The sequence below is a fragment of the Variovorax sp. GW821-FHT09D05 genome (assembly GCF_059416325.1).
In genome coordinates this window covers 382,481-409,140 of sequence record NZ_JBWKOZ010000005.1, presented here as the reverse complement: position 1 = coordinate 409,140, position 26,660 = coordinate 382,481, and the positions used below count along the sequence as shown (strand labels likewise).

Sequence of the window (26,660 nt, the reverse complement as noted above, 5' to 3'; positions counted from 1 at the left end):
TTTTTTTCATGGCCCAGTACTTCGAAGTCCACCCCGAGAACCCGCAGCAGCGGCTGCTGAAGCAGGCCGTCACGCTGCTCGAGCGCGGCGAGATCATTGCGGTGCCCACCGACTCCAGCTATGCGCTGGCCTGCCATCTCGACGACAAGGACGCGGTCGACCAGTTGCGCCGCATCCGCCAGGTCGACGAGAAGCACCACCTCACGCTGCTGTGCCGCGACCTGAGCGAGCTGGCCAACTACGCGCGCGTCGACAACAAGCAATACCGCCTGCTGAAGGCGGCCACGCCCGGCCCCTACACATTCCTGCTCGAAGCCACCAAGGAAGTACCGCGCCGCGTGAGCCATCCGCAGCGCAAGACCATCGGCCTGCGCGTGCCTGATCACAAGGTGCTGCTGGAGCTGCTGTCGCTGCACGGTGCACCGCTGCTGGCCACCACGCTGATCGCACCGGGCGAGACCGAGGCGCTGAACGACGCGCAGATCATCCGCGAGCGCTTCGAGAAGCAGATCGCCGGCGTCATCGACGCAGGTGCCTGCCCGTCGCAGCCGACCACGGTGGTCGACCTCACGCCCATGGGCACTGGCGACGAGCCGGTCGTGGTGCGCCAGGGACGCGGCGCATTGGCTGTGCTCGGCCTCTGAAATCGGGGCTGAGAACCACTCCCGTCTGACACAATCGCCCAGTGGATATTTCAAGTCAGATTCAAACCGTCCTGATCCTGGCGCTGCCGGTGCTGTTCGCCATTACGGTGCCCGCCGTGGTCCGGGGCCGCGTGGCAAGCCACTTCGGCGATCAGACGGCAGCCATGATGGGCCGGCTCACACTCAACCCGATCAAGCACATCGATCCCATCGGCACGCTGCTGATCCCGCTGGTGCTGTACTTTGCGACCTCAGGTGCGTTGCTGTTCGGCTATGCCAAGCCGATTCCGTTCGATCCGAGCAACCTGCGCAATCCGAAGCGGGATCTGCTCTGGGTGTCGCTGTCAGCGCCGGCCGCGAACTTCGCGATGGCACTCATATGGGCCATCATCTTCGTCCTGCTACGCGCTGCGGGCATCGACGAACCTTTCTTCGTACAGATGGCGCAGGGTGGCGTGCTGGTCAACCTCGTGATGTGGGCCTTCAACCTGTTCCCCTTGCCACCGCTCGATGGCGGCCGCATCCTCGTCGGGTTGCTGCCGAACGGACCGGTGCCGAACTTTCTTGCGCGCATCGAGCCCTACGGCTTCTTCATCGTGATGGCGCTGGTGCTGGCCGGAGTCCTCGGCAAGCTCTGGCTGCAGCCGCTGATGGCTGCGGGCTACGCCATCATCAACACGTTCCTCATTCCGCTCGTGGCTTTGCTGCGCTAAGTTCCTTCTTCGTCCCATGGCTCCGTCTCCTCAAGCTCCCCTGCGCGTCCTGACCGGCATCACGCCGTCGGGTACGCCTCACCTCGGCAACTACGTCGGTTCGATCCGCCATTCGGTGCGGCAAAGCGTCGCACCCGGTGTGCAGAGCTTCTTCTTCCTGGCCGACTACCACGCGCTCATCAAGGTGCAGGAGCCGGCACTCATCCAGCGCTCCACGCTCGAGATCGCCGCCAGCTGGCTGGCCTGCGGGCTCGACCCCGAGCGCGTCACCTTCTACCGCCAGTCGGACATCGTCGAGATCCCCGAGCTGACCTGGTTCCTCACCTGCGTCACCGGCAAGGGCGTGCTCAACCGCGCGCATGCATACAAGGCACAGCTCGACAAGAACGTGGCCAAGGGCGAGGACCCCGATGCCGACGTGACGGCCGGCCTCTTCATGTATCCGGTGCTCATGGGCGCCGACATCCTGATGTTCAACGCCCACAAGGTGCCCGTGGGCCGCGACCAGGTGCAGCACATCGAGATGGCGCGCGACATGGCGCAGCGCTTCAACCACCTGTACGGCGATCACTTCACGCTGCCCGAGGCCGAGATCGACGACGCCGTGGCCACCCTGCCCGGCCTCGACGGCCGCAAGATGAGCAAGAGCTACGGCAACACGATCCCGCTGTTCGCACCGCGCGCGCAGCTGCAAAAGCAGATCTCCAGCATCGTGACCGACTCGCGCGCGCCCGGCGAGCCCAAGGACACCGAGGGCTCGGCCCTGTTCCAGATCTACCAGGCCTTTGCCAGCGCCGAAGAAACCGAGTCGCTGCGCAAGGAGTACGCCAATGGCATTAGTTGGGGTGATGCCAAGCAGTTGCTGTTCGAGCGCATCGACCATGAAGTGGCGCCGCTGCGCGCGCGCTACGACGCGCTGATGAACGACCCGGCAGAGATCGAGCGCATCCTGCTCATCGGCGCCGAGAAAGCGCAGGCCCTGTCGAAGCCGTTCATGGCCAGCCTGCGCCACGCGGTCGGCCTGCGCAATCTCGCGGCCGGCAAGGACAAGGGCGCAGCCAAGGCTGCCAAGGTCGCGAAGCCAAGTTTCAAGCAGTACCGCGAAAAGGCGGACGGGCTTTTCTATTTCAAGCTGTTGGATGCGCGCGGCGAAACCCTGCTGCAAAGCCGTGGATTCACGTCACCGCAGGAAGCGGGCCGTACCATCGCGGTCTTGCAGGCGCAGCGCGGCGAAGCATTGACCACGCTGGCCAGCCAGCTGGAACCCATCGACACAGAAGGAACACGCGCCGTCACCGAGGCGCTGGAGGCCCTGACGGAGGCAACACCCACAACGAGCGGGAGTTGATCCGGCAAAGCCCATCGGCTTATCCGCCGATGAGCAGGAAGAGAGAAGACGGTGCGATCACAAAGGAAGAAAACATGAGCATTTATGTCATCGACGACCACCCCCTGATGCGCGACGCGATCGTGATGGTCTTGCGGCGATTGCGTCCGGCCGAGAACATCGTCGAGCTCGAGCGCCTCGACAAGCTCGCGAGCTCGGTGCAGCAGCGTGGTGCGCCCACCCTCTTCTGCCTGGACCTGAAGCTCCCGGACACCAATGGCGTGTCGGGCGTGATCGCGGTCAAGCAGGTCTATCCGAACGTGCCCATTGCCGTGTATTCGGCAGCACCTTCCGCGGACATGGAGGACGCCTGCATCGAAGCCGGCGCAGACACCTATATCGAGAAGTCGGCCAGTTCCAACGAGCTGGCGGCTGCCTTGCGCGGCCTGCTGATGGCAGGCTCGGAAGATGAAGCCGACGAGATGCCAGCCGCCAACAGCGGCAAGCTGTCGAAGCGGCAGACGCAGCTGATCGCCATGCTCGACAAGGGCATGAGCAACCGCGACATCGCCACCGACCTGGAGATCAGCGAGCACACGGTGAAGGTGCACCTGTGGCGCCTGTTCCGCAGGCTCGGCGTGAAGAGCCGTACCCAAGCTCTGCACTACGCGCGCACCAACGGTTTGCTGTCGGGATAACTCTGGCTAACCCCCAGGCTTCGCGCACTTCGTGTCGCTTCGCCTCCCCCCTTGCAGGGGGCAACACCTGAGGCCCGGCAAAGCCGGCTCCTCGGTGTTTCTGGAATTTAAAAAACCGCGCATGAGCGCGGTTTTTTTATGAGGGCTCTCAGCCGCCCGAGGCGCTCACGCGGGCTTGCGCTACCGCTTCGTCGGCGTCGTGCAGCGCCACGCGGAACACGCTGCCGCTGCCCAGGCGCGAACGTACGCTGACGGGATGGCCCAGCACGTGCGACAGCCGCGCGACGATGGCAAGGCCCAGGCCAAAGCCATCAGAGGTGCCGGCATGGTCCGCCACCTTGTAGAACTCCAGGAACACGTCGCGCAAGTGCTCGGGCGCGATGCCGATGCCGGTGTCCCACACTTCCACGCGCAGGCCGTCGCGTGTCTGCCGCGCCGCCAGCAGCACGCCGCCTTCGGCCGTGTACTTGATGGCGTTGGCCAGCAGGTTGCCGATCATGCGGCGCACGCGGATGGGGTCGGTCAGGAACGAGCCCTCGCACACGTGCACGCGGAAGTCGAGGCCGCGGCTCTCTGCCACCGGGCGGTACTGCAGTTCGAGGTCGTGCAGCAGCTCGGGCACGTCGACCCGCTCGACGTGCAGGCGCACCTGGCCCGAGTCGATGCGCGCCAGGTCGAACATCGAGTCGAACAGCGCATTCACCGCATGCGTGGCGCGCACGATCTTCGGTGCGAGCTCCAGCACCAGTTCCGGCTCGTTGCGCAGCCAGTCGGCGTACAACGAAAGTGCCAGCACCGGCTGGCGCATGTCGTGCGCGGCGCTGGCCAGGAAGCGATTCTTCATGGCCACGGCCGACACCGCTGCCTGACGCTGCTGGGTCAGCGACTTGATCAGGATGTGGTTGTGGAACAGCAGCTCCAGGCTGTTGCGCGCCGTCTCGTGAATGTGCCGCCCCGCCCGCAGCAGCAGGAACCAGTGCAGGATCGGCAGGATCGGCATCAGGTAGCCGTACTGGAACTGCGGATGGTGCAGCGCGATCGACGCCAGGCGTATCACCACCGCGCCCAGCATCGTGATGAACAGCGTGTTGACGTAGCGCTTGAGCAGCGGCGGATGCAGCGCCAGCCCGTTGAGCGGGAAGGTGCCCACACCGGCCACGATGAGCCAGCTCATGAACTGGTTGACCTGCGGCGTGCGCTCGAAGAACAGCAGCACCGACAAGCCCCACACCACCGCGCTGGTGCTCCAGACGAAGCCGTAGCGCTCGGTGAACTGCTGCTGCGCCGCCGCGCTGCGCCCCGCATAGCGCACCGCATAGACCCGCGCGCCCCATGCGCGGCACGCGGTGGCGATGAGGCCGGCTACGAGCCACGTGAGCAGCTCCCAGCGGGGCACATAGGCCCAGTTCAGGCCGACCATCGCGGGCATCAGCGCGGCCGAGACAAAATACGAGCCCCGCGCGGAGCGCATCAGGCTGCGGATGAGTTCGCCGCGCACCCACGATTCGGCCTCGTCGGCCGAAGCCGGGGCGGGGGTCATGCTGGCGATAGACGCGTTGGCCATAAGAGCGGCGATCTTAACGGCGTCCTCGCCATTGTTTCCTAGGGTAACAATCGAAAACAGCGTTCAACAATTCAAACGCTAACCAGGAAGAATTCACTCGCATGCTTTCCCATGTCTACATCGGCGTGAACGACTTCGAGCGCGCCTTTTCTTTCTATTCGGCACTCATGGGCGAGCTCTGCCTCAAGCTGAGGTTTCGCGACGACGGCAAGCCCTGGGCCGGCTGGCAAAGCCCTGATGCGCCCCGCCCGCTCTTCCTGGTGGGTACCCCGTACGACGACCAGGCCGCCTCGCCCGGCAACGGACAGATGGTGGCGCTGATGGCCGCCGACCGGGCCACGGTGGACCGCGCCCATGCCACCGCCCTCGCGCACGGCGGCGTGTGCGAAGGCCCGCCCGGCCTCAGGCCGCACTACCACCCGGACTACTATGGCGCCTACTTCCGCGATCCGGACGGAAACAAACTCTGCGTCTGCTGCCACACACCAAACCCATGCTGAACAACCTGACTCCCTTCCTCATCCACTGGGCCATCACCGCCATCTCGCTGTGGGTGGCCAGCCACCTGTTTCGCGGACTCAAGTTCGACAGCACCGGCGCGCTGGTGGTCTCCGCGCTGCTGCTGGGCCTGGCCAACGCCGTCGTCAAGCCGCTGCTGATCGTGCTCACGCTGCCGCTGACGCTGGTGACCTTCGGGCTGTTCCTGCTGGTCATCAACGCGCTGATGATCCTGCTGGTGGCGGCGCTGGTGAAAGGCTTCAAGGTGTCGGGCTTCTGGACCGCGCTGTTCGCGAGCATCTTCATCTCGCTGCTGAGCATCGCCATCGGCTCGTTCGTGACGAGCGACGACCCGGCCGAGAAGGTGCAGATGCCGCAGAGCGGCAACTGGCTCTGAACTGAGCGCGCACGCCTGAGCACACGGCGCCATCCCATGTTTTGCGGAGAGACAACGCGCAAGGGCTGCCTATGATCCGCCTCACCCGGCATACAGACCGGTGAATGAGGAGCCCCCATGAAGATCGCCTTCACGTCGTGCATGAACTTCAAGTCCGGCCCCGACGGCTACCAGCACGTCTGGGACCGCATCGCGCAGGAGCAGCCGGACTACCTGTTCCTGCTGGGCGACCAGATCTACATGGATTTCTTTCCCGACCTGGGCGAACCGTCCAAGTGGGACGCCGCCAAGTTCGCCGACGTGATGCAGGGAAAGTACGAAGCGCAATGGAACGTGCCGAATTTCAAGGCGCTGCGAACCGCGCTGCGCCAGCGGCAGGACAACGGCGGCGGCGTGTACGGCACCTGGGACGACCACGACTTCGCCTGGAACAACGCGCGCGGCTCGGACGTCAAGGCGCCGGTGAAGCAGGAGACCCGCCGGCTGTTCACCAAATACATGGAGATCGAGCAGCTGCGCAACCCCGCGCACCTCGACCCCAAGATCGACGGCATCTATTACTCGGTGCCCCTGATGCACCAGCAGCAGCGCATCGGCAAGGCGATTTTTCTCGACACCCGCTGGTACAGCAAAGACCCCGGCGACGCGAGCCCGCTGCTCGGGCAGAAGCAGCTCGACTACCTCAAGCAGGAGCTGGCCAACGAGCAAGGCTACGTGCTGATCTGCGCCGGCATGCCGATCCGCGCAACCGGCAACGGCTGGATGCGCTACCGCGACGACTACGCGAAGTTCCGCGAGATCATCTACAAGCGCAACGTGATCTTCCTGACCGGCGACATCCACGAGAACGCGTTCCTGCCGCCGGCCGGCGAGACGAAGATGTTCGAGGTCGTCTCCTCGGGCGCCTTCGTCACCAAGTACTACTACACCGGCGAGCGCGAGAACTTCGGCATCCTCGAATACTCGCCAGCGAGCACCGACATCAAGCTGTTCGACAAGCGCGGGCTCGGAAGGCACAACGTCATCGACAACGCCACCTTCGTGCACAAGGAGATCCGGTGAAGGCACCTGGGGTGCCTCTCGGCACCCTTGCGGCAGTCACTTGCCCCACACGGTCTTGTACTGCGTGCGATAGCCGTTGTCCGGGTCGAACACGTTCTTCGGCCCGCCGTCCTTGCCTACGTTGCCCACCGTCACCAGATGCACCTTGGGCACGTAGCCCGACCACTTCTCCTTGGCGAAGGCGCGGTTGAGTTCGTCCACGATCTGCCAGCCCTGCATGTTCAGCGGCTCCGGCACCGTGCCGGCCTGGAAGCGCTGCGTGCGGATGCGCTGGTAGGCCGCCTCGGAGCCGTCGCCGGCCGACACGGCCTTGGGCGAGCCATCGCCCTTCTTGCCTGCCGCCGTGAGCGAGGGGCCCATGAAGTCGAAGTACAGGTCGTTGATGGCCAGCGAGTGCGTCCACTTGTCGCCGAAGCGCTGCAGCAGCGAGGTGGTGAGCTGCGGCATGCGGGTGGAGCTTTCGGCGATGGGGCTGTCCTCGAAGCTCAGCACGGTGCAGCCGCCGCACTTCTTGATGACGGCCTCCATGGCGCGCGCCTTGTACAGCGCAATGGCGTACTGCGAGTCGGTGAAGATCACCACGCCGGCCTTGCCGCCCGAATCGGCCACCACCCACGAGGCGGCGACGTCGGCCACGTCGTCGGTCACGGTGGTCACGTTGGCGTACAGGCCCGCCTTGTCGTTCGGGCCCGGCTGCTCGCCCGAGTGCCAGCCGACCAGCGGAATGCCCGACTTCGCGGCGCCCGCGAACGCAGCCTTCTGCTCGGTGGTGTCGAAGCCGCCGACCACGATGCCCGCCGGCTTGACGGCCAGCGCCTGGTTGAGCGCGGCGGTGCGCCCGCTCACGGTGCCCTGCCCGTCGATGACGCGCACCGTCCAGCCGATGGCGCGGGCCGCTTCTTCCACGCCCTTGCTGACGCCGACGATGCCGCCGTTCTTCATGTCGCCCGCGACGAAGACGATGGTCTTTCCGGCGCTGGCCTTGGGGCCGGTGGTGGGGCCGTCCCACTTTTCCTTGGTCATGGTCGCGATCTCGACCTTCTTCTTCGCGACATCGAGAAAGTCATCGGCCATGGCCTTGGGTGCCAGCGTGGCGGCGCACAGGGCCAGCACGGCAGCGGCGACGGTGCGTGCGGGAACACTCTTCTTCATGCTTGTCTCCAGTCGTTGTGATGAGCCGTCATTCCGACGGCGTTGAGGGAACGGGTTGCGCGTGATCGAGCTGCCGCTCGGCAATGCGCCGCTTGATCGAACGGTTGCGCCGCTGTTGCGCCCAGCCCGCGATGCCGATGGACACCAGCAGCGTCAGGCCGTTGAAAAGCGGCTCCACATAGAAGGCGCCGCCGAACTGCTGGATGCCCGAGATGCCGATGGCAAGAATCGCCACGCCAACCAGCGTGCCCCACACGTTCACGCGGCCGGGCCGGATGGTGGTCGAACCAAGGAACGCACCCACCAGCGCAGGCAGCAGGAATTCGAGCCCCACGCTCGCCTGCCCGATCTGCAGCCGCGAAGCCAGCAGCACGCCCGCAAAGCCCGACAGCAGCCCCGACGCGACGAACGCGCCCATCACATGCCTGCGCACCGAAATGCCGTTGAGCTGCGCCGCCTTCGGGTTCGCGCCAATGACGTACAGCGCGCGGCCCAGCGGCGTGAACTCGGTGACGACCCACAGCGTGACGCTCACCGCAAGCACATAGAACGCGCCCACCGGCAGCCCCAGCAGGTTGCCGCCCGCGATGCCGACAAAACCGTCGGGCAACTCGCCCACCACCTGCCGCCCGCCGCTGTGCCACATGGCCACCGCGTAGATCACGGTGCCCGTACCCAGCGTGGCGATGAACGAATCGATCTGCGCCAGTTCGACCAGCAGTCCGTTGAGCACGCCGAACAGCGCCGCGCACGCCAGTACCACCAGCACTGCCGCCGGCCACGGCAGGCCGAGCTGCGTCTGCAGGCTGATCGCGAGGATGTGCCACAGCACAATGCCGTAGCCCACCGTGAGATCGATCTTGCCGGTGATCATCGGGATGGTCGCGGCCAGTGCCAGCAGTGCAATCACCGACTTGTCGGCCAGGATCGCGCGCAGGTTGAACAGCGTCGGAAAGGTGTCGGGCAGCAGCAGCGAGAACAGCAGCGCCAGCGCCGCCATCAGCACCACGAGCCCGTAGACCGGCATTGCGCGGCCGATGCTCTGCGCCAGGGAAATGGCCTCGCCGTCGAGGGACTTGTCTGGCTCCAGCGCCGTGGACCGGATGGAACTGCTCATGCGTGAATCTCCTCGCGCGTTGCCGCGCCTGCTGCCAATGCCAATAGCTTTTCGACCGTGATCGCGTCGCCCGTGAGTTCGGCCGCGATCAGGCCGTCGCGGAACACGAGGACGCGGGTACACACGGTCGCGATTTCCTCGAAGTCGGTGGAGACCACGACCAGCGCCGTGCCAGCCTCGGCGCGCTCACGCAGCACGCCGTAGATCTGCCGCTTGGCGCCAACGTCCACGCCTGCGGTGGGCTCTTCGAGCACTACCAGCGGCTTGTCCAGGTGGAACCAGCGCGCCAGCACCACCTTCTGCTGGTTGCCGCCGGAGAGCTGCTGCACTTCGGCGGACGGCGCGGGCGGATTGACGTCGAAGCGCCGGATGAGCGCGAGTGCCTGGTCGTTCTCCCGGCGCGGGCGGTCGAAGGCAAGGCCGCGGTCGCCATGCAATGCGGCGTTGGGAAAGAGGTTCTCCAGCACGGTCATCGAACCGGCAAGGTTTTCTTCAAGGCGCTCGCCGGCAACGTAGGCCACGCCGGCGCGGATGGCGTCGGCGGAACACGTGAAGGCGCATGCGTTGCCGAGCAGTCGCATGCGGCCGGCCGACAGCGGCTCGCGGCCGAAGATCGCGCGGCTGATGGCCTCGTGGCCCGCACCGCGCAGGCCGACGAGACCCAGCACTTCGCCGCGGTGCACGGCGAGGCTCAACGGGCCGGCGTTGCCGCTGGCCGCGCCGTCGAGCTGCAGCACAGGCTCGCTGCTCCCGGGTTCAGGTGCCTTCGCCTTCTGCACCGAAGCCGACAGCGCCTTGCCCACGATCAGCCCGACGAGTTCGCCCTCGTTCGTCTGCGCCGTGTCCTTCACCGCCACCAGCTTGCCGTCGCGCATCACGGCCGCGCGGTCGGAAATGGCCAGCACCTCGTCGAGCCGGTGCGACACGTACAGCATTGCCATGCCCTGCCGGCGCAATTCGCGCAGCACGCCGAACATGCGCTCCACGTCGCTCATCGGAAGGCTGGCCGAGGGCTCGTCGAGCACCAGCAGCCGCGCCTTCACTTCAAGCGCACGGCCGATGGCCAGCAGCGACTTCTCGGCGCGCGTGAGCGAGAACACGCGGCGGCCTGGATCGATGTCGCAGCCCACGCGCGCCATCACGCGGCGCGCCGTGTCGTTCGCGGCGGACCAGTCGATGAGGCCGAAGCGGCGCGGATAACCGGTGCCCAGACCCACGTTCTCGGCAACCGTCATCCATTCGACAAGGCCCAGGTCCTGGTGGATGAACGCAACCGGCTGCTCGCGCCGGTCGCTGCGCCGCCAGTCGGCTTGCGGTCGGCCGTCGAAAAGAATCTCTCCCTGGTCCGCGGGATAGATACCCGCGAGCAGCTTGATGAGCGTGGACTTGCCCGCACCGTTCTCGCCGAGCAGCGCGAGGATTTCTCCGGCGCGCACGTCGAGCGTGACGTTGTCGACCGCCTGCGTGCCGCCGAAGCGTTTGCTGATGCCCTGGAACTGCAGCAAGGCAGAAGCGGCGTTCATGCGCGCACCGCCCCGCGGGTGTTCAGGCGAATGCGGTAGAGCGATGTCGAGGCGCACACGAACAGCTCGTTGCCGTCATTGCCGCCGAAGGTCAGGTTGCCCACCTTCTCCGGCACCGCGATGCGCGCCATGCGCGTGCCGTCAGGGTGATAGACCTGCACGCTGTCGGCGCTGCTTGTGTAGACGAAGCCGTGCACGTCGATGCGAAAGCCATCTGCAAGCCCCGGGTTCACGACCGCGAACACGCGCGGGCTGGCAAGGTCCTGCCCGCCGATCACCTCGAAGGCGACGATATGGTGATGCCCCGAGCCGTCGGTGCGCAAGGCGGCCGATGTGTCGCTCACATAGAGGACGCTTTCGTCGGGTGAGAAGGCCAGCCCGTTGGGCTCTTCGACGAAATCGCTCACCGAGCGCAACGCGCCGCTTGCGGGGTCGAAGCGGAACACATGGTTGCGGCCCAGTTCGCTCTGGGCCTTGTGCCCTTCATGGTCGGACACGATGCCGTACGGCGGATCGGTGAACCAGATGCTGCCGTCGCGCTTCACGACGATGTCGTTGGGCGAGTTGAGCCGGCGGCCCTGATAGCGGTCGACCACCACCTCGTCGGCCAGCGGCAGCAGGCCCGGGCCGAAGCGCGTGCGCACGATGGCGCGCTGGCCGTGCGAGCAATGCAGCAAAGCGCCGTCGGCCTCGCGGGTGTGGCCGTTGGTGAACTCCACGCCCTCGCGCCACACGCTCATGCCGCCTTCGGCATGCCAGCGCAGCATGCGGTTGTTGGGAATGTCGCTCCACAGCACCGCGCCGTCTTCGCGCATCCACACCGGGCCTTCGCTCCAGGCGGCGCCGGTGCACAGGCGCTCGAGCGGACCGGCATCGCGGGCGACGGGGGCGAAACGGGAATCGAAGACTTCGATGGTCATGGCCACGGCGCTGGTTTCCCTGAACTTGGGGTTTGCAGTGTGGCACTGGAAAAGATACCGGTAACTTAGGCTTTTCCCGTACGCTGATTGCGCTATTTTTCATTCTTGTAAAAGAATCAATCGCTGTATTCTTTACATACCTAAATCGGCGATTTACAGGTTATCGGTATCTGACCTCGCGTCGCATATCCTCGAACCCGCATTTCCGAGAGAGAAAGAAGCCCTTGCCTCCAAACAAAGCCACCGCTGCTGCCGCCCCCCTCACCCGCCCCGCGACGATGGCCGACGTGGCCGCGCGCGTCGGCGTGTCGAAGATGACGGTGTCGCGCGCGCTCAACCGCGGCGCGAGCAGCGACCGCGTGACCTCCGAGGCGCTGCGCCAACGCATCCTGCAGGCCTGCGAGGAGATGGGCTACGTCATCGACCAGACGGCACGCACCTTCTCCAGCAAGCGTTCGGGCTTCATCGCGGTGCTGATCCCGTCGCTCAACAACTCCAACTTCTCGGAAACCGCGCAGGGCATCACCGCGGCGGTGGAAGCGCGCGGCCTGCAGCTGCTGCTGGGCTACACCGACTACCGCGTGGAAACCGAAGAGCGCCTGCTGCGCGCCATGCTCGCGCGCCGGCCCGAAGGCGTGATCCTCACGGGCGGCTCGCACACGCCGGCCGCGCGCTCGATGCTGCAGGCCGCCGGCGTGCCGGTGGTCGAGACCTGGGACCTGCCCGCCACGCCCATCGAACACACGGTCGGCTTCTCGAACGCTGAGGCCGCGGCCGCGATGGTGCGGCACCTGCACGGCAAGGGCTACCGGCGCATCGCCTTCATCGGCGGCACCTCGAACCGCGACACGCGCGGCGCGGACCGCCAACGCGGCTATGCGGAGGCGATCCGCGAACTGGGCCTGCCCGACGGCCGCGTCATCAGCTTCGGCCAGCCGCCGATCTCGATGGCGCAAGGCGGTGAAGCGGTGGTGCAACTCGTGCGGCAGTGGCCCGACGTGGATGCGGTGATCTGCGTGTCCGACCTGTCGGCCTTCGGCGCGCTGATGGAATGCCAGCGCCGCGGCTGGAACGTGCCGGGCCGCATCGCGATCGCCGGCTTCGGCGACTTCGAAGTGGCGCGTGCCTGCCACCCGCGCATCACCACCGTGGCGGTGGATTGCGTGGGCATCGGCAAGGCGGCGGGCGAACTGCTGCTGCGTGTGATCGACGGTGCGCGCGAAGGGCACCGGCCGCCCGCGGAGACGGTGATGATCCCGTTCCGCATCGAGCAGCGCGAAAGCTCCTAGGTACCGGGTTCTTGCAGGGTCAGCGAACGCCGGCAACCAGCCGCGCCTCGCTGCACAGCCGCGCGCCGAAGTCTTCGCAGCGCACGTCGAACCCGTAGGCCGCCGCCCGGCGCAGCGCGAAGGCCGTCACGTCGTGCAGGTAGGTGCGCCCTGGCTTGCGCCCTGCCGCGGCGCGGGCCTCGAAGTCGGCCTGGAAATCGCGTGCCCACTCCTCGTAGAGCCGGTAGCGGTCGCAACGGTTGCCGGGGCAGCCCGCCCGCGCCAGCGCCTGCGCGATGTCGACCAGCGGAACCGTGATGGGCATGTCGTGTCCTTCGCGCATGGCACGGGCTTCGTCAGAACTTGCCGAGCACGTTCAGGAACCACCCCTTGCTGCGGTAGCTCATGTCGGTGAGGTTGTCTGAGTAGTCGGTGAAGTTGTAGCCCACGCCCACCTTCAGGTTCTCGTTGACGTGGTAGTACGCGGCGGTGACCCAACCGCTCTTGCGGTCCTTGAGTTCCTTGGCGCGCAGCGTGCGCCACTCGAGCATCCAGTCCCAGTTGCGCACCAGCTTCCAGTCGACGCGCAGCACGGCGAGTTCGGCCGAGCTCTTGAACCACGGCGACGAGTTGTCGCGGCTCGCGCGCAGTTCGCCGCGGCGCCAGGCGTACTTGCCGCCGAGAGTCCAGCGCGGGTCGATGTCGTAGGTGGCGTCGATCGCGAACACGTGGCTGCGCTGCTGGTAGTCGATGCCGGTGGTCGACACGGTGCCCAGGCTCGAGTCGACCCCGCCCGACACCACCTGGCCCGGCGACGACAGGTCGTACAGGTAGGTGTACTTGAAGAGCAGGTTCAGCCGGTCGTTCAGCGCCGGGCGCAGCGCGTAACCAAGCATGGCTTCGGTGTACTTGGCGGCGGCCAGTGTGCCGGTGGTGCTGTCGCTGTCGGCCCAGTTGAACTTGCCGACCCAGCGCGCGTCGTCGTCCACCTTCCAGCTGAAGGAGTTCTTCACCAGCCAGCTGGTGCGTGTCTCGGCCGTGGTGCGGTCCTTGCGGTATTCGAGGCCGCCGCTGTACTTCATGCGCTCGCTCGAATAGCCGGTGGTGAAGGCCACGGCCTCGCGGCGCGTGGCGCCCAGGGTCTCGGCGCCGATCCAGCCGTTCTCGAAGTTGACGCCGAAGGTCCAGCGCGTGTCGGGCGCGTACTGCACGCCGTAGGCATGCGTGAGGCCCGGCTGCGTGCCGGTGGCCTGGCGATGCTCGGTGAACATGGTGAGGCCGTCGCCCACCCGGGAGCGCACGCCGGTCACGAGGCTGCCGCCGCGGCCGATGAGGTTCTCGTCGGTGCGGCCGGTGTCGGCCACGTAGGTCATGTAGAGGTTGGAGCGGTCGTCGTACTGGTAGTCGACGCCAGCCTTGCCGGCCAGTCCACCGTCGCCGGTGGAGACCTCGCCGCGCAGCGCGAGCTTGTCGTTGACGCGGTAGCGCCCGCCGAAGCCCAGCCGGTCGTTCTCCAGCCGCGTGCCGGTGCGCCGCAGCGTCTTCTGCGCGAAGCCGTAGGCGCTCCAGCGGTCGCTGCCGGTGTATTCGAGCTGCACGGCCGCGTCGGCGCGCTCGCCCGACACCGCCTGTGTGGTGGGCAGCGACGGGCTGGTGATGAGCGCGTCGCCGGTCTTGTCGTCGTAGCGCAGGCCGAGGCCAAGCTTCCACTCGGGCGACAGGGTCAGGGCGTACTGCGCGTCGAGCACGCTGCTGTTGTAGCCGTCGCGCTCGTCGCGGCGGTCGGCCTTCAGGCGCAGCTCGCCTGCGCCGCTCTGGCCCTTCTCGCCGAAGGGCACGGTGGCCTGCACGCCGGTCTGGCGCGTGGCGTTGCTCGCGTACTGGCCCGGTGCCGAGAAGCCCGCGTCGCGCGACTGCGCATAGGCGCTCACGCGCCCGCCGCCGCGGATGTCGAAGTCGCCCAGGTCGGCCTGGCCTTCGAGGCGCCATGCGTTTGCGTTGCCGGTGGGTCCGTTGCCCAGCGTGTTGCCGATGGCACCGTTGCGCCCCGTGAAGCTGAAGCCGCCGTCCAGCGAGTCGAGCTGGCTGGTGCCCGGGCCCTTGCTGCGCGCGAACTCGCCCTTGAAGTAGGTGTTCTCGGTCTTGCGCAGCGTGATGTCGGCGCCGGCCAGGCGCTGGTCGCCGCCGATCTGGTCCTGCCGCGACGCCGTCACGCCCACGCCCACGTGGTCGTTGGCCCACCACGACACGCGGCCGCCCACGGCGAGCGTGTCGAGCGAGGAAGTCAGCGGCGTGTATTCGTAGTCCACCACCAGGTAGGTCGGCATGCCGGTAAAGCCGCCGGCGCGCACCAGCGAGCCGTCGTCCGACAGGCTGGGCAGCGGCGCCGACAGCAGCACGCGGCCCTGCAGGTAGTCGATCTCGTAGTCGGAACTCGGCACGAGCTGCGTGCGCTTGAGCACGAAGCCGGAGTCCTTGTCGCGGATTTCCAGCGTCACGCGCTCGGCTCCGCGCGTGATGTCCTGGTTGCGCAGGTAGTAGAGCGATCCGCCGGTGCCGCGGAATTCCTCGCGCGCAGCCAGCGTGCCGGGCTCGGCCGCAAAGGCGTCGACCTTCAGGCGCGCCTCGCCGAAGGCGGTCGACTCCTCGCCCAGGTAGCGGCCATGAAAGCCGTAGAGGCCGCGGCTCACGCGGGTGAGTTCGGTGTCGCCGAAGTTGAGCTTGAAGTTGCCCCACATGGCCTGCGAGCGGCCGTCGTCCACGCGCAGGTAGAAGCGGCCCTGCGTGGGCGCGTCCTCGATGGTGGTGGAGTCGTCGCCGAAGGTGCTCCACGAATCCTCGGGGTCGAAGCGGCGGAACAGCGAGGTCGGGTCCTTGCGGTCGAGGTTGCGGAACAGCTCCTTCAGCGGGCGCTCTTCGGTGTCGACGCTGGCCGTGAGCGTCCAGCGGTCGTTGAGCTGGCCCTTCGCATAGCCGGCAATGCGACCTTCGCTCCAGCCGCCACCGCCGTAGCGGTTCTTGTCGTTGGTCATGATCGCGGCCGGGCCGCTCACGCTGTTGCTGCCCACGGTGAGGTCGGCCTGGCCCACGAAGAACCAGTCGCTCGCGGGCAGTTCGAAGTCGCGGCGGTAGGCACGCGTGGCGCCCTGAGCGTCGGTAACGGCGATCTCGCCGGTCTGCACGCGGCGCGGCACCAGCTGCTGGAACACGAAGCGGCCGCTCTCGTCCACCGGCACCGCAAAGCCGAGCGCGCGCACGCTCTCGCCGGGGCGAATGGCCGCGCCGCTAGCGGTAACGGTGCCGGCGCTCAACGGAATGTTGGCGATGGCGATGTTGTTCTGGCCATAGCCGCGCAGCAGCTCGCGCACCGGGTCGGGTGGCGTGCCGGTCTCGGGCTTGTGGCGCTGGGCCAGCGTGAGCGAGAGGTCGTCGGTTTCGTCGAAGCGGCCCTGGCGGTCATACACGCGCACGCGGTAGTACAGCTTGCCGCTCGCGCCTTCGGCGAGGCGGTTCAGCAGGCCATCGGGCACCTGCCATTCGCCGCGCAATGCGGCGTCCAGCGGCACGGTTGCGACCAGGCGGCGCTGCATCACGTCGTTGGCGGTGAACACGCGCAGCTCTGCCTTGCTGGTGAACAGCAGGTAGTTGCTGTAGCCGGCGAAGCGCACGGTGTCGCCCGCCACCACAGTGGTGGGCCATGCGCTGGCGCTCAGGCGGCGCGGCTGCGAGAGGTTGTCGTACTGCAGGCGCAGTTGGTTGCGCTCGAGCTGCACGTCGACGCAACGCTGGCGGTCGGCACTCGTCGTACCTTCGGCGGACGGGAGCTTGCCGTCTGCGGACAGCAACTGGCCGTCCACGCTCAGGCGCAGCGGTGCGTCGTCGGTGCCGAAGGCGGTGAAGGTGCGGCACACGCCGGGGTCGGCTGGTGCGGGTGCCGGCGCAACGACAGCATCGCGCCAGTACACGCGCACTTCCACGCGCCGGTTGGCGGCCCAGTTGGCGGGGTCGGTTGCAGGCGTGGCCACGGGTGCATCGGGGCCGCGCGACGTGGCGGAGGCCGCGGCTTCCGGCAGGCCCAGGCGCTGCGTGAGGTAGCGACCGGCCTGCTGCGCGCGGGCCAGGCCCAGCGCGTGGTTGTCGGCAAAGCGCTCGCGCGACTTCGCACTCAGGGGCTGCGTGTCGGTGTGGCCGACGATCTCGAAGCGCAGGCCGTCACGGCCCTTCACCTGGTCGGCGATGCGGTCGAGCTGCGCGCGGTCGGCGGGCAGCAGGCCGTCTGCGCCGGAATCGAAATGCGGCGTGCTGGCATTGCTGCGTTCGACGGGCGATGCGGCCACGGCGGCCGTCGCCGCGCGGGGCTCGACCGCATCGCCGAGCACGAAGGTGGCCTTGGGCAGCTCGCGCTCGCTGCTGCGCGGCAGGCGGCGTGCGCCGTCGATATCCACGGCGCGCGGGTCGGCCGTGGCCTGGTCGAGCATGCGGCCGCGCACGGCGGTCTCCTGCGCGGCGGCCAGCCCCATGCTCAGGCAGGCGGCGGTCACGGCGCCTGCAAGGGCCATGCGCTTCGGAAGCGTCTTTCTTCTTCTCATGTCGGCTCGCTGGATCGGGTTCGGTGTCTGTGGGCGGGTCATGGCTTCGCCTCGTCCGAGGCGGCGGTGGCAGGCACCAGCTCAACCTCGATGTCCAGGTTGAAAAGCGGCGGCTCGTTGCGCCCGGCGCGTTGTTCGCCGAGCTGCTTCCAGCGCGCGAGCACAGCGGCCTTCACCGCGTCGGTGCGCTGGCGGCCCAGCGATGCGGGCTCGCCCTGCGCGGCCTTGTAGGCCAGCCGCAGCACTGCCGTCTTTTCGGCCAGCACGCTCACGGTGCGGTCGAGCTCGCCCGCGAAGCCGGCGCGCAGCGCGCTGTTGCCGTCTTCGAAGGCCGCGCCCTGCAGCGCGAGGCGCACCACGCGGTGCACGGTGGCGCCGAAGTTGATCTTCAGCACCTTGCCGCGCGTGGCGCGCTCGGCCGCCGGGTTCTCGCTGGTGGTGCGATAGCCCGAAGGCAGCGTGCGCTCGTCGAGCTTGAGCACCAGGTTGCTGCCGGTGCCTTCCTTCGGAATGGCGGCGCAGGCGATGTGGTAGCGGCCTTCGGCGTCGGTGGTGGCCAGCACGCCGTTGACCGTTGCGATGCGCACGTTGGCAAGGCCGGGTTCGCCGTCGTCCTGGTAACCGTTGGCGTTCTTGTCGTCGTAGACCTTGCCGATCGCGTCGGTACAGTCGAACAGCGCATCGGGCACCACGCGCACGGTGGCCGTGGCAAGGTTCGACAGCGTGCGGCCGCCCACGCCCTGCAGGGCGACGACCTGGTTGACGAACTCGCCCTCGCCCACGCCGACCCCCACGCCCGCGACCATCAGGTATTCCTTGGTCTCGTTGGGTGCGAAGTTCTGGCCGGGCACCACGACCTGGCGGCCGTTGATCTGCGGCACCACCGGCAGCGCCACGCCGCCGGGCATGGTGCGCACGGTGAGCGAGCCCTGGATGTAGCGGAAGCCCGGCGGCAGCGTGTCGACCACGGCCACGCCCGGCACGGGGTTGCCGCGCGTGTTGCGCGCCGTGATGCGGTAAGGCAGCAGTTCGCCCTTCTTCACGGTGAGCTTCGATGTCGTCTTGCGCAGCTCGATGAGCGTGGCGTCCGACGGGTCGAGCGGGATGTTGTTGGCCACCACGTGCTGGCCGCCGCCGCCCGGCATCTTGAACATCAGGTAGTAGCCCGCGCCGGTGACCAGCGCCGCGCCGGGGCTCACCACGCAGGGGTTGGTCTGCGCGGGTGCCGGGCCGTTGGCGGGCGCCGCGCACGACTGCGTGCCCAGCGCGCCGGCCGCGGCCGGGTACATCGACGACGGCAGGTAGGCGCCCGGCGGCGTGATGGCCAGGCGGTAGTCGCCGGCCGGTGCGCCCGGCAGCAGGAAGAAGTCGTAGTAGCCGTTGGGGCCGGTCGTGTAGGTGTCGCGCCCGTCCAGCAGGTGCTGCGCGGGGTCGAAGCCGGGCGGGCCGACCAGGCGCACCACGGCGCCCGGCACCGGCGTGCCGCTGACGCTGTCGTACACCACGCCGCCCGGGTCGTACGGCAGGTCCTGCTTCTGCACGTTGGCGCCCGCGTTCACGCGCACCTTGATGGTGAAGCGCGGATCGCTCGCGGCGGGCGTGGGATACGGGCCGCTCGCGCCGTTCTGCGACGCATCGGTCGGCCATACGCCGCCCACGACGCGGCCGTCGGGCGCGCGGAAGCGCACGCGGTATTCGCCGGGTACGAGGTCGCCGAAACGGTAGCTGCCGTTGGCGCTCGTGGTCACGGTGTAGAGCACGGTGGCCGCGGTTTCCGCGCAGGCGTTGCCGCCGTCGGCGCAGCGCAGCAGCTCGACCGTCCAGCCTTCGCCCTGGCCTTCGCCCGACTCGCGGGTGCGGTTGTGGTTCTGGTCGAACCACACGGTGCCGGTGAGCGAGGCGGGCTGGTTGCTGTGCTCGTTGAAGTCGTAGCCGGTGCCGTGGGCGTCCAGGCCGGTGAAGTTCACGCGGATCTGGTTCGGTCCCTGCGCGGTGCCGCCCAGCGTGCCGGGCACGGCAATGCCTTCGTCGTAGCCCGTGGGCTGCGTCTCGGTGACGGTGTAACCGCCGCTGCCGGGCAACGGCAGGCCGGGCAGTTCGTAGCGGCCGTTGGCGTCGGTGACGGCGGTGCGCGTCACCGGCTGGCCCGCGGCATCGGTGCCGGTGAGCGTGATGGTCACGCCCGGGATCGGCAAGTCCTGCGGCTCGCGCGTGCCGTTGCGGTTGGCGTCGTTGTAGACGGTGCCCGCCAGCGATGCGCCGCGTTCGCCGAAGTTGTAGTTGTCGCCGTTGCCGCCGCGGTACGCGATGGCGCCGATGACGTCGTTGCCCAGCGTGCCGGTGGCCGCACCCTCGACCGTTCCCACGGCGTCGAGGCCGTCGGCATACGTCACGGGCTGCGTCTCGCGGATGGTGTAGCCCGCGGCGTCGGCCGGCAGCAGGCCGGTGAAGACGTAGCGGCCGCTGGCGTCGGTGACCACGGTGGCGTTCACCACCAGGCCGCTGGCCGAGCGGCCGGTAAGCGTGAGCGTCACGCCGGGAATGCCGACCTCGGTGGGCTGGCGAACGCCGTCGTTGTTGGTGTCGACGTACACCCAGCCGGCGATCTGGCCGCCGCGCTCGCCGAAGTTGTAGTCGATGCCCACGTCTTCCGAGACCAGTGCGAGGCCGCCGAAGCGGTCGTTGGTGCCGCCGGGGTTGACGGTGCCGCGCGCGGCGCCGCCAACAGTGCCGAGCGACTCGGGGCCGTCGGCCACGCCGGCGGGTTGCGTCTCGTCGATCTGGTAGGTGCCGGGCGTCAGCGCGTCGACCAGGTAGCGGCCGTCGGCAGCGGTCTGCACCGTGCGGTCGACCGGGTTGCCCAGGAAGTCGGTGCCGGTCACGCGGATGGTGGTGCCTGCGATGCCGGGCTCGCCGGTGTCGCGTGTGCCGTTGGAAGGCGCCACGTCGGCGTATACGTAGCCCGAGAGGCTGGCGGGCTTCACGGCCGAGAAGTTGTTGCCGGTGGAACTCGCGTCGGCGACGCCGGCGCCCAGCACGATCTTCTGGATCACGTTCGCGGTCGAGCCGTTGGGTCCGTTGGTCACGCCGCTGCCAGTGGTCGGCACGGTGCCGCGCACGCTGCCCGTGCCGGCGACGGTGCCGGCACGCGTCAGGCCTGGTCCGTAGCCCGTGGGCCGCGTCTCGGTCACGGTGTACGAGCCCGCACCGATGCCCTGGAAGTTGTAGTCACCGTTGGCGTCGGTAGTCGTGGTGCGCGACACCGGCTGCTGATTGATGTCGGTGCCCGTGAGCGTGATCGTGACGCCCGCGATGCCGGGTTCAGTGGCGGGTGCCCCCTGCGCGCCGTTGCCGTCGCGGTCGTAGTAGACACGGCCCGAAATGCCGGCAGGCAGCAGTTCGCCGAAGAGGTAGTCGCCCTGGGTGAGCGGCACGGTGGTGCCGGAGACGGTCACGCCGGTGATGACGTTGCCTCCAGCCTGCGCCGTACCCGGATGGCCGTTGCTGCTCGCCTGCCCGGGCGCGTAGCCAGATGGCTGGGTTTCGGTGATGGTGTAGCCGCCAGCGCCCGAAGGAGGCACGTTGCGGAACTCGTAGCCGCCCACCGTGCCAGTAGGCACCGCGACGATGTTCACCGGGTTGCCTGCCGCGTCCGTGCCTGTCAGACGCAGATTGACGTCAGCGATGCCGGCTTCGCCCGTGTCGGGCCTGGCGTTGTTGTTGACGTCGGAGAACACGACCACCGAAATGCGGGTGAGCTGCTCGCCGAAGTCGTAGCCGGTGCCGTTCGCGTTGGAGCGCAGCGCGATGCCATTCACCACGTCGTTGCCCGCGGTGCCGCCGGAGGTTCCGGCCGCGTCGCTGCCGTCGGCGAAGCCCGCGGGCTGCGTTTCGGTCAGCACGTAGTTGCCGGGCGCGAGGTTGTTGAAGGCGTAGTTGCCGGTGCCCGCCGCTGTGGTGGTGGTCTGAGACACCGCATTGCCGAACATGTCGGTGCCGGTGAGCGTGACAGTCACGCCGGCGATGCCGGGGTCGCCCGCGCTGGAGCCGTTGTAGTCGGCATCCTGGTAGACGCGGCCGGCCAGGCTGGCCGCGCGCACCTCGCCGAAGTTGTTGGCGATGGAGGCTTCGCCCTGGGCCAGCACGATGCCGTCGATGCGATTGGCGTTCGAGCCGTTCGGCCCATTGGTGACGCCCGCGCCCGCGCCCGCGCTTGGCACTGTGCCTCGTGTGATGCCGCCCACAGTGCCCGCGCGCGTGATACCGGGCAGGTAACCCGCAGGCTGGATCTCGACCACGCTGTACGTGCCGGCCTGCACGGTGAAGGACCAGTTGCCGTTGGCGTCGGTGGTGGTCGTCTGCGTGACGGCGTTGCCCAGGCTGTCGGTGCCGCTCAACTGCATCGTGACGCCGGCGATGCCGGGTTCGCCGGCATCAATCACGCCACTGCCGTTCAGATCTTCATAGACGCGGCCCGAGAGCGTGCTGTTCTGCACGGTGACGCTGCCGTCGTTGAAGTTGTTGCCGCTGTCCGCATCGCTGCCGCCGTTGGTGTCGCCCGAGCCGGTGGTGACGATGTGGGCGCGGTTGGTGAGCACCGTGCCGTTGGCCGGCGCCGCGCCGCTGAAGCGCACCGGGATGCGCACGGTGGCGGTGCCGTTGGCCGGCATCGAAGTGATGGCGCAGCTCACGGCCGTGCTGCCGGCCGCGCCGGTGCAGGTGGGCGCGGCGGGCGTGAAGCTGCCGCCGGTGACGGTGAAGACCGGCGTGCCGGCCAGCACCAGCGGCGCGGGCAGGGTGTCGGTGAAGCTGGTGGTTTCTGCGCTGTCGGGGCCGTTGTTGCGCAGCTGCACGAGCCAGTCGAAGGTCTGGGCCGACGACACGGTGGCCAGCGGCGTGGCAGTGCCAGAGGAGACAGCGGCCTTGGAGACCACCTGCACGTCGGCCTTGAAGCGGAAGGTGGTGTTCTCGGCCACCGCGTTGTTGGCCTGCTTCGTGTCGTAGGCGTTCTGCGCGGCCAGGACGAAATCGACCTTGGCGTTGTTCTGGAAGGTGCCGCGCGAAACGCCGCGCAGTACCACGCGGAACTGCAGCGTATCGGGCTCTCCGGTTGCCCCGTTCTCGCTTTGCTTGCCGCCCAGCGCAGGAATGGTGAATGTGACCTGCCCGCCTGACGTACCAACCGCCGGGCTGGTGATGAGGATCCCCGCCGGCGCGCTCGCGGACACGAAAGTGGGTGCGGCTTCTCCGGAGGGCAGGGCCTGCGGCAGGGTGTCGACCAGACGCACGCCTTCCGCCGTCGATGCGGCGTTGTTCGACACGGTGATGGTGTAGCCGACGTCGTCGCCCACGTTCACCGGGTCGGCATCGTCGTGCTTGGTCACCGCCAGGTCGTACGTCGGTGCGGAGACCGAGGTCGAGGCGCTGGCGGCGTTGTTAGTCATGTCGAGTTCGGGCGTTTCCGTCTTCACGACCACGTTGTTGGTCACGGGCGGCGGCTCTCCCAGCAGCGCGTACAGCGGCCGCACGCGCACCGTGACGGTCTGCTGCACGTTGCGGTTGAGCGAGTTCCAGGTGCACACGAGCTGGTTGTTCGTGGCGCCGGTGGGACTCGTCGTCGTCGGTGTCGTGCCACAGGTGCCGCCGCCGGACGGGATTGCATCAATGAACATCAGGTTCGCTGGCAGCGTGTCCGTCAGGCTCACGGCATAGGCGCGGCTCAGGCTCTGCGGCACGTTCCGGTTGACGGCGGTCAACGTGTAGGTGAGCACCTGGCCGACCGGTGCCAAAGTGGGGCTGGCCGACTTGGTGACCGTCACGTCGGTGCGCGCGAGCAGGAAGGCGGAGGCGCTGCCGTTGTTGTTGGCCAGGTCCGGATCTGCCGGCGTGGTCGCCAGTGCATTGGCGGTGTTGTTGATCTGGAAGCCGTGGTCGGTGGCCGAGGCGCCGTCGCCGTAGTGCTTGGCGACGACCTGGATGACCGGGCACAGCGGCAGGGCGCTGGCGGGGTCGGTGCTCGCGCGGCAGACCGGCAGGGTCGACAGCGTGCAGTTCGACAGCGACGCCTGCCCGAAGCCGCCGCCGTTGGCCGGCAGCGCGCAGGTGCCCGCGAAGGTGCCGCCGTTGGGCGTCTGCGAAACGCTGCCTGCGCCGATCACCTGAGCGAAGCTGTCGGTGACGACCACGTTCTGCGCCTCGGAGGGGCCGGCGTTGACCACCTCGATCTGCCAGGTGACGTCCTGGCCCGCGATCTGGCGGTTGCCGGCGCTGTCGCCGATGCCCACCACGCGCTTGAGCACCTTCACGTCAGCGGCGGTGGCGACGTCGTCCACGCCGGTGCCGAGGTTCACGCAGTCGTTGCCGGTGTTGGCGTCCGGGTCGGTGCCGAGCGTGGGCGCGCTCGCGGGCAACGCCACGTTCACGCACATCCTGTTGACGATCTGGCCGCCGCCCGACGGCAGCGCCGGGATGGTGGCGTTCACGATGATGTAGCCGCCGTTGCGCGCGCTGGCACCGTTCGACAGGTCGACATCGATGTCGGCGGCGAGCGTGCGCGTGCAGGTCACGGTCGCGGGGCCGGGCACCGGCGTGGCGGGCGTCGGGACGACGGTGGTGCCGCCCTGGGTCACCGTGCAGGTGTAGCCGTCGCGCTGCGTGACGCTGTTGATCTGCACGCCGGCCGGCAGGTCGTCCACCAGCTGGATGGTGCTGCCCGCCAGCAGGCGCGTGCTGCCGAGGTTGGTGCTGCCGACCTGGTAGTCGAAGGCCTGGCCCAGCGGCACGTTGTTCTGCGGCCAGCCGCGTCGCTTGTCGGCGCGGAAGTCGGTGGCGGAGACCGCCACGTCGGCGGGCACGCTGCCCGTGGCGGAGTTGGCGATGGGCCCGGTCGCGCTCACGGTGGCCTGGTTGACGACGCCGGTGCCGGCAGACGAGGCGATCACGGGGATGAGGATGTCGCCGAGCGCCACGTTGGCGCCGCCGGTGCCGCCGATGTCGGTGCGCGTGCAGCTGACCGTCTGGCCGCCGACGGAGCAGGTCCAGCCGCCGCCCGCGGAGAACGGCTGGATCGTGAAGTTGGCCGGCAGCGTGTCGCTCAGCGTGACGCCCGTGGGAGCAGTGCCGCTGAAGCTCGGGCTCAGGCGGAAGTTGAAGCGCTGCCCCACCAGCAGCTGGCCGCCGTCATGGCTCTTGGCGAGCGCGAGCACGTAGCCCGCCGTCACGGTGGTGTTGGCGGTGGCGCTGTTGTTGGTAGAAACGCCATCGCCGATCGAACCCGCCGACACCACGGCCGGCTGGTGCGTGATGGTGGAGCCCGCGCCCGCGGTGACCACGCCGTTGACGGTGAAGGTGCGCGTGTTGCTGCCCGGGGTGGCCGGCGTGGCCGGCACGTTGCAGGTCAGCAGGCTGCCGCTGATCGAGCAGCCTGAGGGCAGGCCGGAGCCCGAGACCGACAACCCCGTGGGAATGGAATAGGTCAGCGTCGAGCCCGAGCTGGTGTCGGGGCCGTTGTTGGTGAGCGTGAAGACGATCGGCACCGTGCTGCCGCTCGGCGCGGTGGCCGGTGCGCTGATGGCCACCGACACGTCGGCGCCCTGGTTCACCGTGATGATCTTGGTTTCGCTCGAGCTGCCCCCGCTGATCGCGGCGGTGACGCTCAGCGTGCCCTGGACGGCGGTGCGCAGCAGTACCTGGAAATCGCGCAACTCGTTCGCACCCAACGTGATGCCCGAGCAGGTCAGCGTGCCCGGGCCGGCTGCGCCCACCGCGACGCCGGACGAGCAGCTGCCCACAGGAACCGCGCCGGTGCCCATGTAGATGGTGTTCGCGGGGATCGTGTAGGTGAAGGAGGCGCCCGGCGCGCCGATCGGCAGGCTGTCGGTCTCGGCGATGGTGATGGTGCTGGTCACCGTGCCGCCAGCGGGAAGGATGTCGGGCGAATGAACAAGGCTCGACACCTGCGGCACGGCATGCGCGGCCGCGGCGAACAACAGCCCCGCCAGAGGCGCTGCCACGCGCGTCAGGCAGCGGCGCAAGCGCGCTGCGTTGGAAGGCACGTCGCGACGCGCCGACGCGTGCGACAGATTCGTTGGGGTCCTGAACATCCCGTCCCTCGTGATTGCTCTGATGGACCGGGCACCGTTTCTTTTGTCGCCGCTCGATGCGGCGGGGTGCTCCGGAAAGGGCGCGATTCTTGGACCCCACTCACCGGTGCACTTTTGGCATTCAGGACAAAAGCTTTGCTGTTAATGACATTTGTTTACGAATGCAACATAATGTGAACTAAATCACACAGCGTTTCGGCGACGCACTCCTACGCTCGACGTCCATGTCTTACTGGTCGACCATGCCACCCCGGCGCGCGCACATCCTCGTCATCGACGACAACGTCGAAGAACTGCAGTTGCTGCTGGGAGTACTGCGCGAAGCCGGGCACCGCATCAGCCTGGCGTTCAACGCGCTGGAGGGCTACCGCAGGGCCACGGCGCTGCAGCCCGACCTGATACTGCTGGACGTGCGCATGGGTGCCACCGACGGCTTCGCGACCTGCCGGCTGCTGAAAGCCGACCGCGCGACGACACGCATCCCGGTGATCTTCGTGACCTCGTCGAGTTCGGTGCAAGAGCGGCTCACCGGCCTGCGCGAAGGCGCGGTCGACTACATCCTGAAGCCCTTCGAGCCTGCGGAAGTGCTGGCGCGCGTGGCCGTGCACCTTGCGCTGTCAAGCAGCCGGCAGCAGGCGCAGGCCTGCATCGCGCAGGCCGAGAGCGCAGTGGAAAACGCGAAACGGGAACGCGGCACCAGCACCCCGGGCGCCGACCACACCGACCGCGTGCTCGCGCAGGCCGTCGAGCGCCTGGTGCGCGCCGACCTGGCGAACGTGCCCACCCTGCCCGAATTGGCGGCGCGCGTGGGCACGCACGAAAAGCGGCTGTCGCGCGTGTTCCGCGAACAGACGGGCCGCACGGTGTTCGAGTTCGCACGCGAGGCGCGCCTCGCCGAGGCGCAGCGGCTGCTCGCGGAGTCGGCGCTCAGCGTGGAAGAAGTCGCGCTGGCCGTGGGCTTCTCCAGCGCGGCCAACTTCTCGACCGCGTTCCGCGAGCGCTTCGGCCGCACGCCCACGGCGTTTCGCCAGGCGCCTGCCGCCTCGACCTCTCCGCCATCGGTGCCGTCGGCCTGATGCGGCGTTG

The 26,660-nt window shown here is 68.2% G+C and carries 17 protein-coding genes; 9 read left to right on the top strand and 8 right to left on the bottom strand.

Annotated features, from left to right (window positions below):
• Nucleotides 1-8: 8 nt before the first annotated feature.
• The 4 genes from AC07O3_RS16215 to AC07O3_RS16200 all read left to right on the top strand — a co-directional run bounded on the left by AC07O3_RS16215 (nucleotide 9) and on the right by AC07O3_RS16200 (nucleotide 3,382).
• A complete protein-coding gene (locus AC07O3_RS16215; RefSeq protein ID WP_093058605.1) occupies nucleotides 9-644 on the top strand; it encodes an L-threonylcarbamoyladenylate synthase in 636 nt (211 codons plus the stop codon).
• Nucleotides 645-685: 41 nt separating this feature from the next.
• Nucleotides 686-1,357, top strand: coding sequence for a site-2 protease family protein (locus tag AC07O3_RS16210; RefSeq protein WP_495339794.1), 672 nt, complete (start codon nucleotides 686-688; stop codon nucleotides 1,355-1,357).
• Nucleotides 1,358-1,373: 16 nt separating this feature from the next.
• Nucleotides 1,374-2,705 carry a tryptophan--tRNA ligase gene (locus tag AC07O3_RS16205; protein WP_093178133.1) on the top strand — a complete coding sequence of 444 codons (1,332 nt, stop codon included), beginning with the start codon at nucleotides 1,374-1,376 and terminating at the stop codon, nucleotides 2,703-2,705.
• Between the two features lie 74 nt (nucleotides 2,706-2,779).
• Complete coding sequence (locus AC07O3_RS16200; protein WP_093058637.1) at nucleotides 2,780-3,382, top strand: LuxR C-terminal-related transcriptional regulator; 603 nt, start codon at nucleotides 2,780-2,782, stop codon at nucleotides 3,380-3,382.
• Between the two features lie 148 nt (nucleotides 3,383-3,530).
• Here the strand turns inward: AC07O3_RS16200 and shkS are convergent, their stop codons facing one another.
• Entirely contained in the window at nucleotides 3,531-4,946 is a 1,416-nt protein-coding gene (gene shkS / locus AC07O3_RS16195; RefSeq protein WP_093058602.1) for a surface-behavior sensor histidine kinase ShkS, read from the bottom strand.
• A 101-nt stretch (nucleotides 4,947-5,047) separates the two neighbouring features.
• Here shkS and AC07O3_RS16190 point away from each other — a divergent pair, with 101 nt between their 5' ends.
• The 3 genes from AC07O3_RS16190 (at nucleotide 5,048) to AC07O3_RS16180 (ending at nucleotide 6,903) form a co-directional block, all read left to right on the top strand.
• The gene (locus tag AC07O3_RS16190; protein ID WP_495339793.1) at nucleotides 5,048-5,446 is read left to right on the top strand and encodes a VOC family protein; all 399 of its coding nucleotides are present in this window, start codon (nucleotides 5,048-5,050) and stop codon (nucleotides 5,444-5,446) included.
• Nucleotides 5,440-5,841, top strand: a complete 402-nt coding sequence (locus tag AC07O3_RS16185) for a phage holin family protein (RefSeq protein ID WP_093058600.1) — start codon at nucleotides 5,440-5,442, stop codon at nucleotides 5,839-5,841. Before AC07O3_RS16190 ends, AC07O3_RS16185 begins: the two co-directional genes overlap by 7 nt.
• A gap of 117 nt (nucleotides 5,842-5,958) precedes the next feature.
• Complete coding sequence (locus AC07O3_RS16180; protein ID WP_495339792.1) at nucleotides 5,959-6,903, top strand: alkaline phosphatase D family protein; 945 nt, start codon at nucleotides 5,959-5,961, stop codon at nucleotides 6,901-6,903.
• Between the two features lie 36 nt (nucleotides 6,904-6,939).
• Here AC07O3_RS16180 and AC07O3_RS16175 read toward each other — a convergent pair whose 3' ends face one another.
• From AC07O3_RS16175 to AC07O3_RS16160, 4 genes are read right to left on the bottom strand one after another with little or no spacing between them, the layout of a single operon-like run.
• Entirely contained in the window at nucleotides 6,940-8,055 is a 1,116-nt protein-coding gene (locus AC07O3_RS16175; RefSeq protein WP_093077244.1) for an ABC transporter substrate-binding protein, read from the bottom strand.
• A 28-nt stretch (nucleotides 8,056-8,083) separates the two neighbouring features.
• Nucleotides 8,084-9,172 carry an ABC transporter permease gene (locus tag AC07O3_RS16170; protein ID WP_093058597.1) on the bottom strand — a complete coding sequence of 363 codons (1,089 nt, stop codon included), beginning with the start codon at nucleotides 9,170-9,172 and terminating at the stop codon, nucleotides 8,084-8,086.
• Nucleotides 9,169-10,695 (bottom strand): sugar ABC transporter ATP-binding protein, encoded by a 1,527-nt coding sequence (locus AC07O3_RS16165; protein ID WP_093058596.1) that lies wholly within the window; start codon nucleotides 10,693-10,695, stop codon nucleotides 9,169-9,171. Before AC07O3_RS16165 ends, AC07O3_RS16170 begins: the two co-directional genes overlap by 4 nt.
• Nucleotides 10,692-11,615: an SMP-30/gluconolactonase/LRE family protein gene (locus AC07O3_RS16160; RefSeq protein ID WP_093058595.1), complete on the bottom strand. Its 924-nt coding sequence runs from the start codon at nucleotides 11,613-11,615 to the stop codon at nucleotides 10,692-10,694. Before AC07O3_RS16160 ends, AC07O3_RS16165 begins: the two co-directional genes overlap by 4 nt.
• A 278-nt stretch (nucleotides 11,616-11,893) precedes the next feature.
• Between AC07O3_RS16160 and AC07O3_RS16155 the strand changes: the two genes are divergently transcribed.
• The gene (locus AC07O3_RS16155) at nucleotides 11,894-12,904 is read left to right on the top strand and encodes a LacI family DNA-binding transcriptional regulator (protein WP_093077247.1); all 1,011 of its coding nucleotides are present in this window, start codon (nucleotides 11,894-11,896) and stop codon (nucleotides 12,902-12,904) included.
• A gap of 19 nt (nucleotides 12,905-12,923) precedes the next feature.
• Here the strand turns inward: AC07O3_RS16155 and AC07O3_RS16150 are convergent, their stop codons facing one another.
• The 3 genes from AC07O3_RS16150 to AC07O3_RS16140 are packed head-to-tail and all read right to left on the bottom strand — an operon-like array spanning nucleotide 12,924 to nucleotide 25,574.
• The gene (locus AC07O3_RS16150; RefSeq protein ID WP_143042651.1) at nucleotides 12,924-13,208 is read right to left on the bottom strand and encodes a hypothetical protein; all 285 of its coding nucleotides are present in this window, start codon (nucleotides 13,206-13,208) and stop codon (nucleotides 12,924-12,926) included.
• Nucleotides 13,209-13,239: 31 nt separating this feature from the next.
• Entirely contained in the window at nucleotides 13,240-17,514 is a 4,275-nt protein-coding gene (locus AC07O3_RS16145) for an OmpA family protein (protein ID WP_495339791.1), read from the bottom strand.
• The gene (locus AC07O3_RS16140) at nucleotides 17,511-25,574 is read right to left on the bottom strand and encodes an SdrD B-like domain-containing protein (RefSeq protein ID WP_495339790.1); all 8,064 of its coding nucleotides are present in this window, start codon (nucleotides 25,572-25,574) and stop codon (nucleotides 17,511-17,513) included. The genes AC07O3_RS16145 and AC07O3_RS16140 overlap by 4 nt, the downstream gene beginning before the upstream one ends.
• Before the next feature lie 224 nt (nucleotides 25,575-25,798).
• Between AC07O3_RS16140 and AC07O3_RS16135 the strand changes: the two genes are divergently transcribed.
• Nucleotides 25,799-26,650 carry a helix-turn-helix domain-containing protein gene (locus AC07O3_RS16135; protein WP_495339789.1) on the top strand — a complete coding sequence of 284 codons (852 nt, stop codon included), beginning with the start codon at nucleotides 25,799-25,801 and terminating at the stop codon, nucleotides 26,648-26,650.
• The last annotated feature ends 10 nt before the right edge of the window (nucleotides 26,651-26,660 follow it).

Excerpts from the sequence above, each read along its gene's own strand:
- AC07O3_RS16215 (WP_093058605.1), top strand. The coding sequence starts at position 9 with ATGGCCCAGTACTTCGAAGTCCACCCCGAGAACCCGCAGCAGCGGCTG.
- AC07O3_RS16205 (WP_093178133.1), top strand. The coding sequence starts at position 1,374 with ATGGCTCCGTCTCCTCAAGCTCCCCTGCGCGTCCTGACCGGCATCACG.
- AC07O3_RS16200 (WP_093058637.1), top strand. The coding sequence starts at position 2,780 with ATGAGCATTTATGTCATCGACGACCACCCCCTGATGCGCGACGCGATC.
- shkS (WP_093058602.1), bottom strand. The coding sequence starts at position 4,946 with ATGGCCAACGCGTCTATCGCCAGCATGACCCCCGCCCCGGCTTCGGCC.
- AC07O3_RS16190 (WP_495339793.1), top strand. The coding sequence starts at position 5,048 with ATGCTTTCCCATGTCTACATCGGCGTGAACGACTTCGAGCGCGCCTTT.
- AC07O3_RS16185 (WP_093058600.1), top strand. The coding sequence starts at position 5,440 with ATGCTGAACAACCTGACTCCCTTCCTCATCCACTGGGCCATCACCGCC.
- AC07O3_RS16180 (WP_495339792.1), top strand. The coding sequence starts at position 5,959 with ATGAAGATCGCCTTCACGTCGTGCATGAACTTCAAGTCCGGCCCCGAC.
- AC07O3_RS16175 (WP_093077244.1), bottom strand. The coding sequence starts at position 8,055 with ATGAAGAAGAGTGTTCCCGCACGCACCGTCGCCGCTGCCGTGCTGGCC.
- AC07O3_RS16170 (WP_093058597.1), bottom strand. The coding sequence starts at position 9,172 with ATGAGCAGTTCCATCCGGTCCACGGCGCTGGAGCCAGACAAGTCCCTC.
- AC07O3_RS16165 (WP_093058596.1), bottom strand. The coding sequence starts at position 10,695 with ATGAACGCCGCTTCTGCCTTGCTGCAGTTCCAGGGCATCAGCAAACGC.
- AC07O3_RS16160 (WP_093058595.1), bottom strand. The coding sequence starts at position 11,615 with ATGACCATCGAAGTCTTCGATTCCCGTTTCGCCCCCGTCGCCCGCGAT.
- AC07O3_RS16155 (WP_093077247.1), top strand. The coding sequence starts at position 11,894 with ATGGCCGACGTGGCCGCGCGCGTCGGCGTGTCGAAGATGACGGTGTCG.
- AC07O3_RS16150 (WP_143042651.1), bottom strand. The coding sequence starts at position 13,208 with ATGCCCATCACGGTTCCGCTGGTCGACATCGCGCAGGCGCTGGCGCGG.
- AC07O3_RS16145 (WP_495339791.1), bottom strand. The coding sequence starts at position 17,514 with ATGACCCGCCCACAGACACCGAACCCGATCCAGCGAGCCGACATGAGA.
- AC07O3_RS16140 (WP_495339790.1), bottom strand. The coding sequence starts at position 25,574 with ATGTTCAGGACCCCAACGAATCTGTCGCACGCGTCGGCGCGTCGCGAC.
- AC07O3_RS16135 (WP_495339789.1), top strand. The coding sequence starts at position 25,799 with ATGTCTTACTGGTCGACCATGCCACCCCGGCGCGCGCACATCCTCGTC.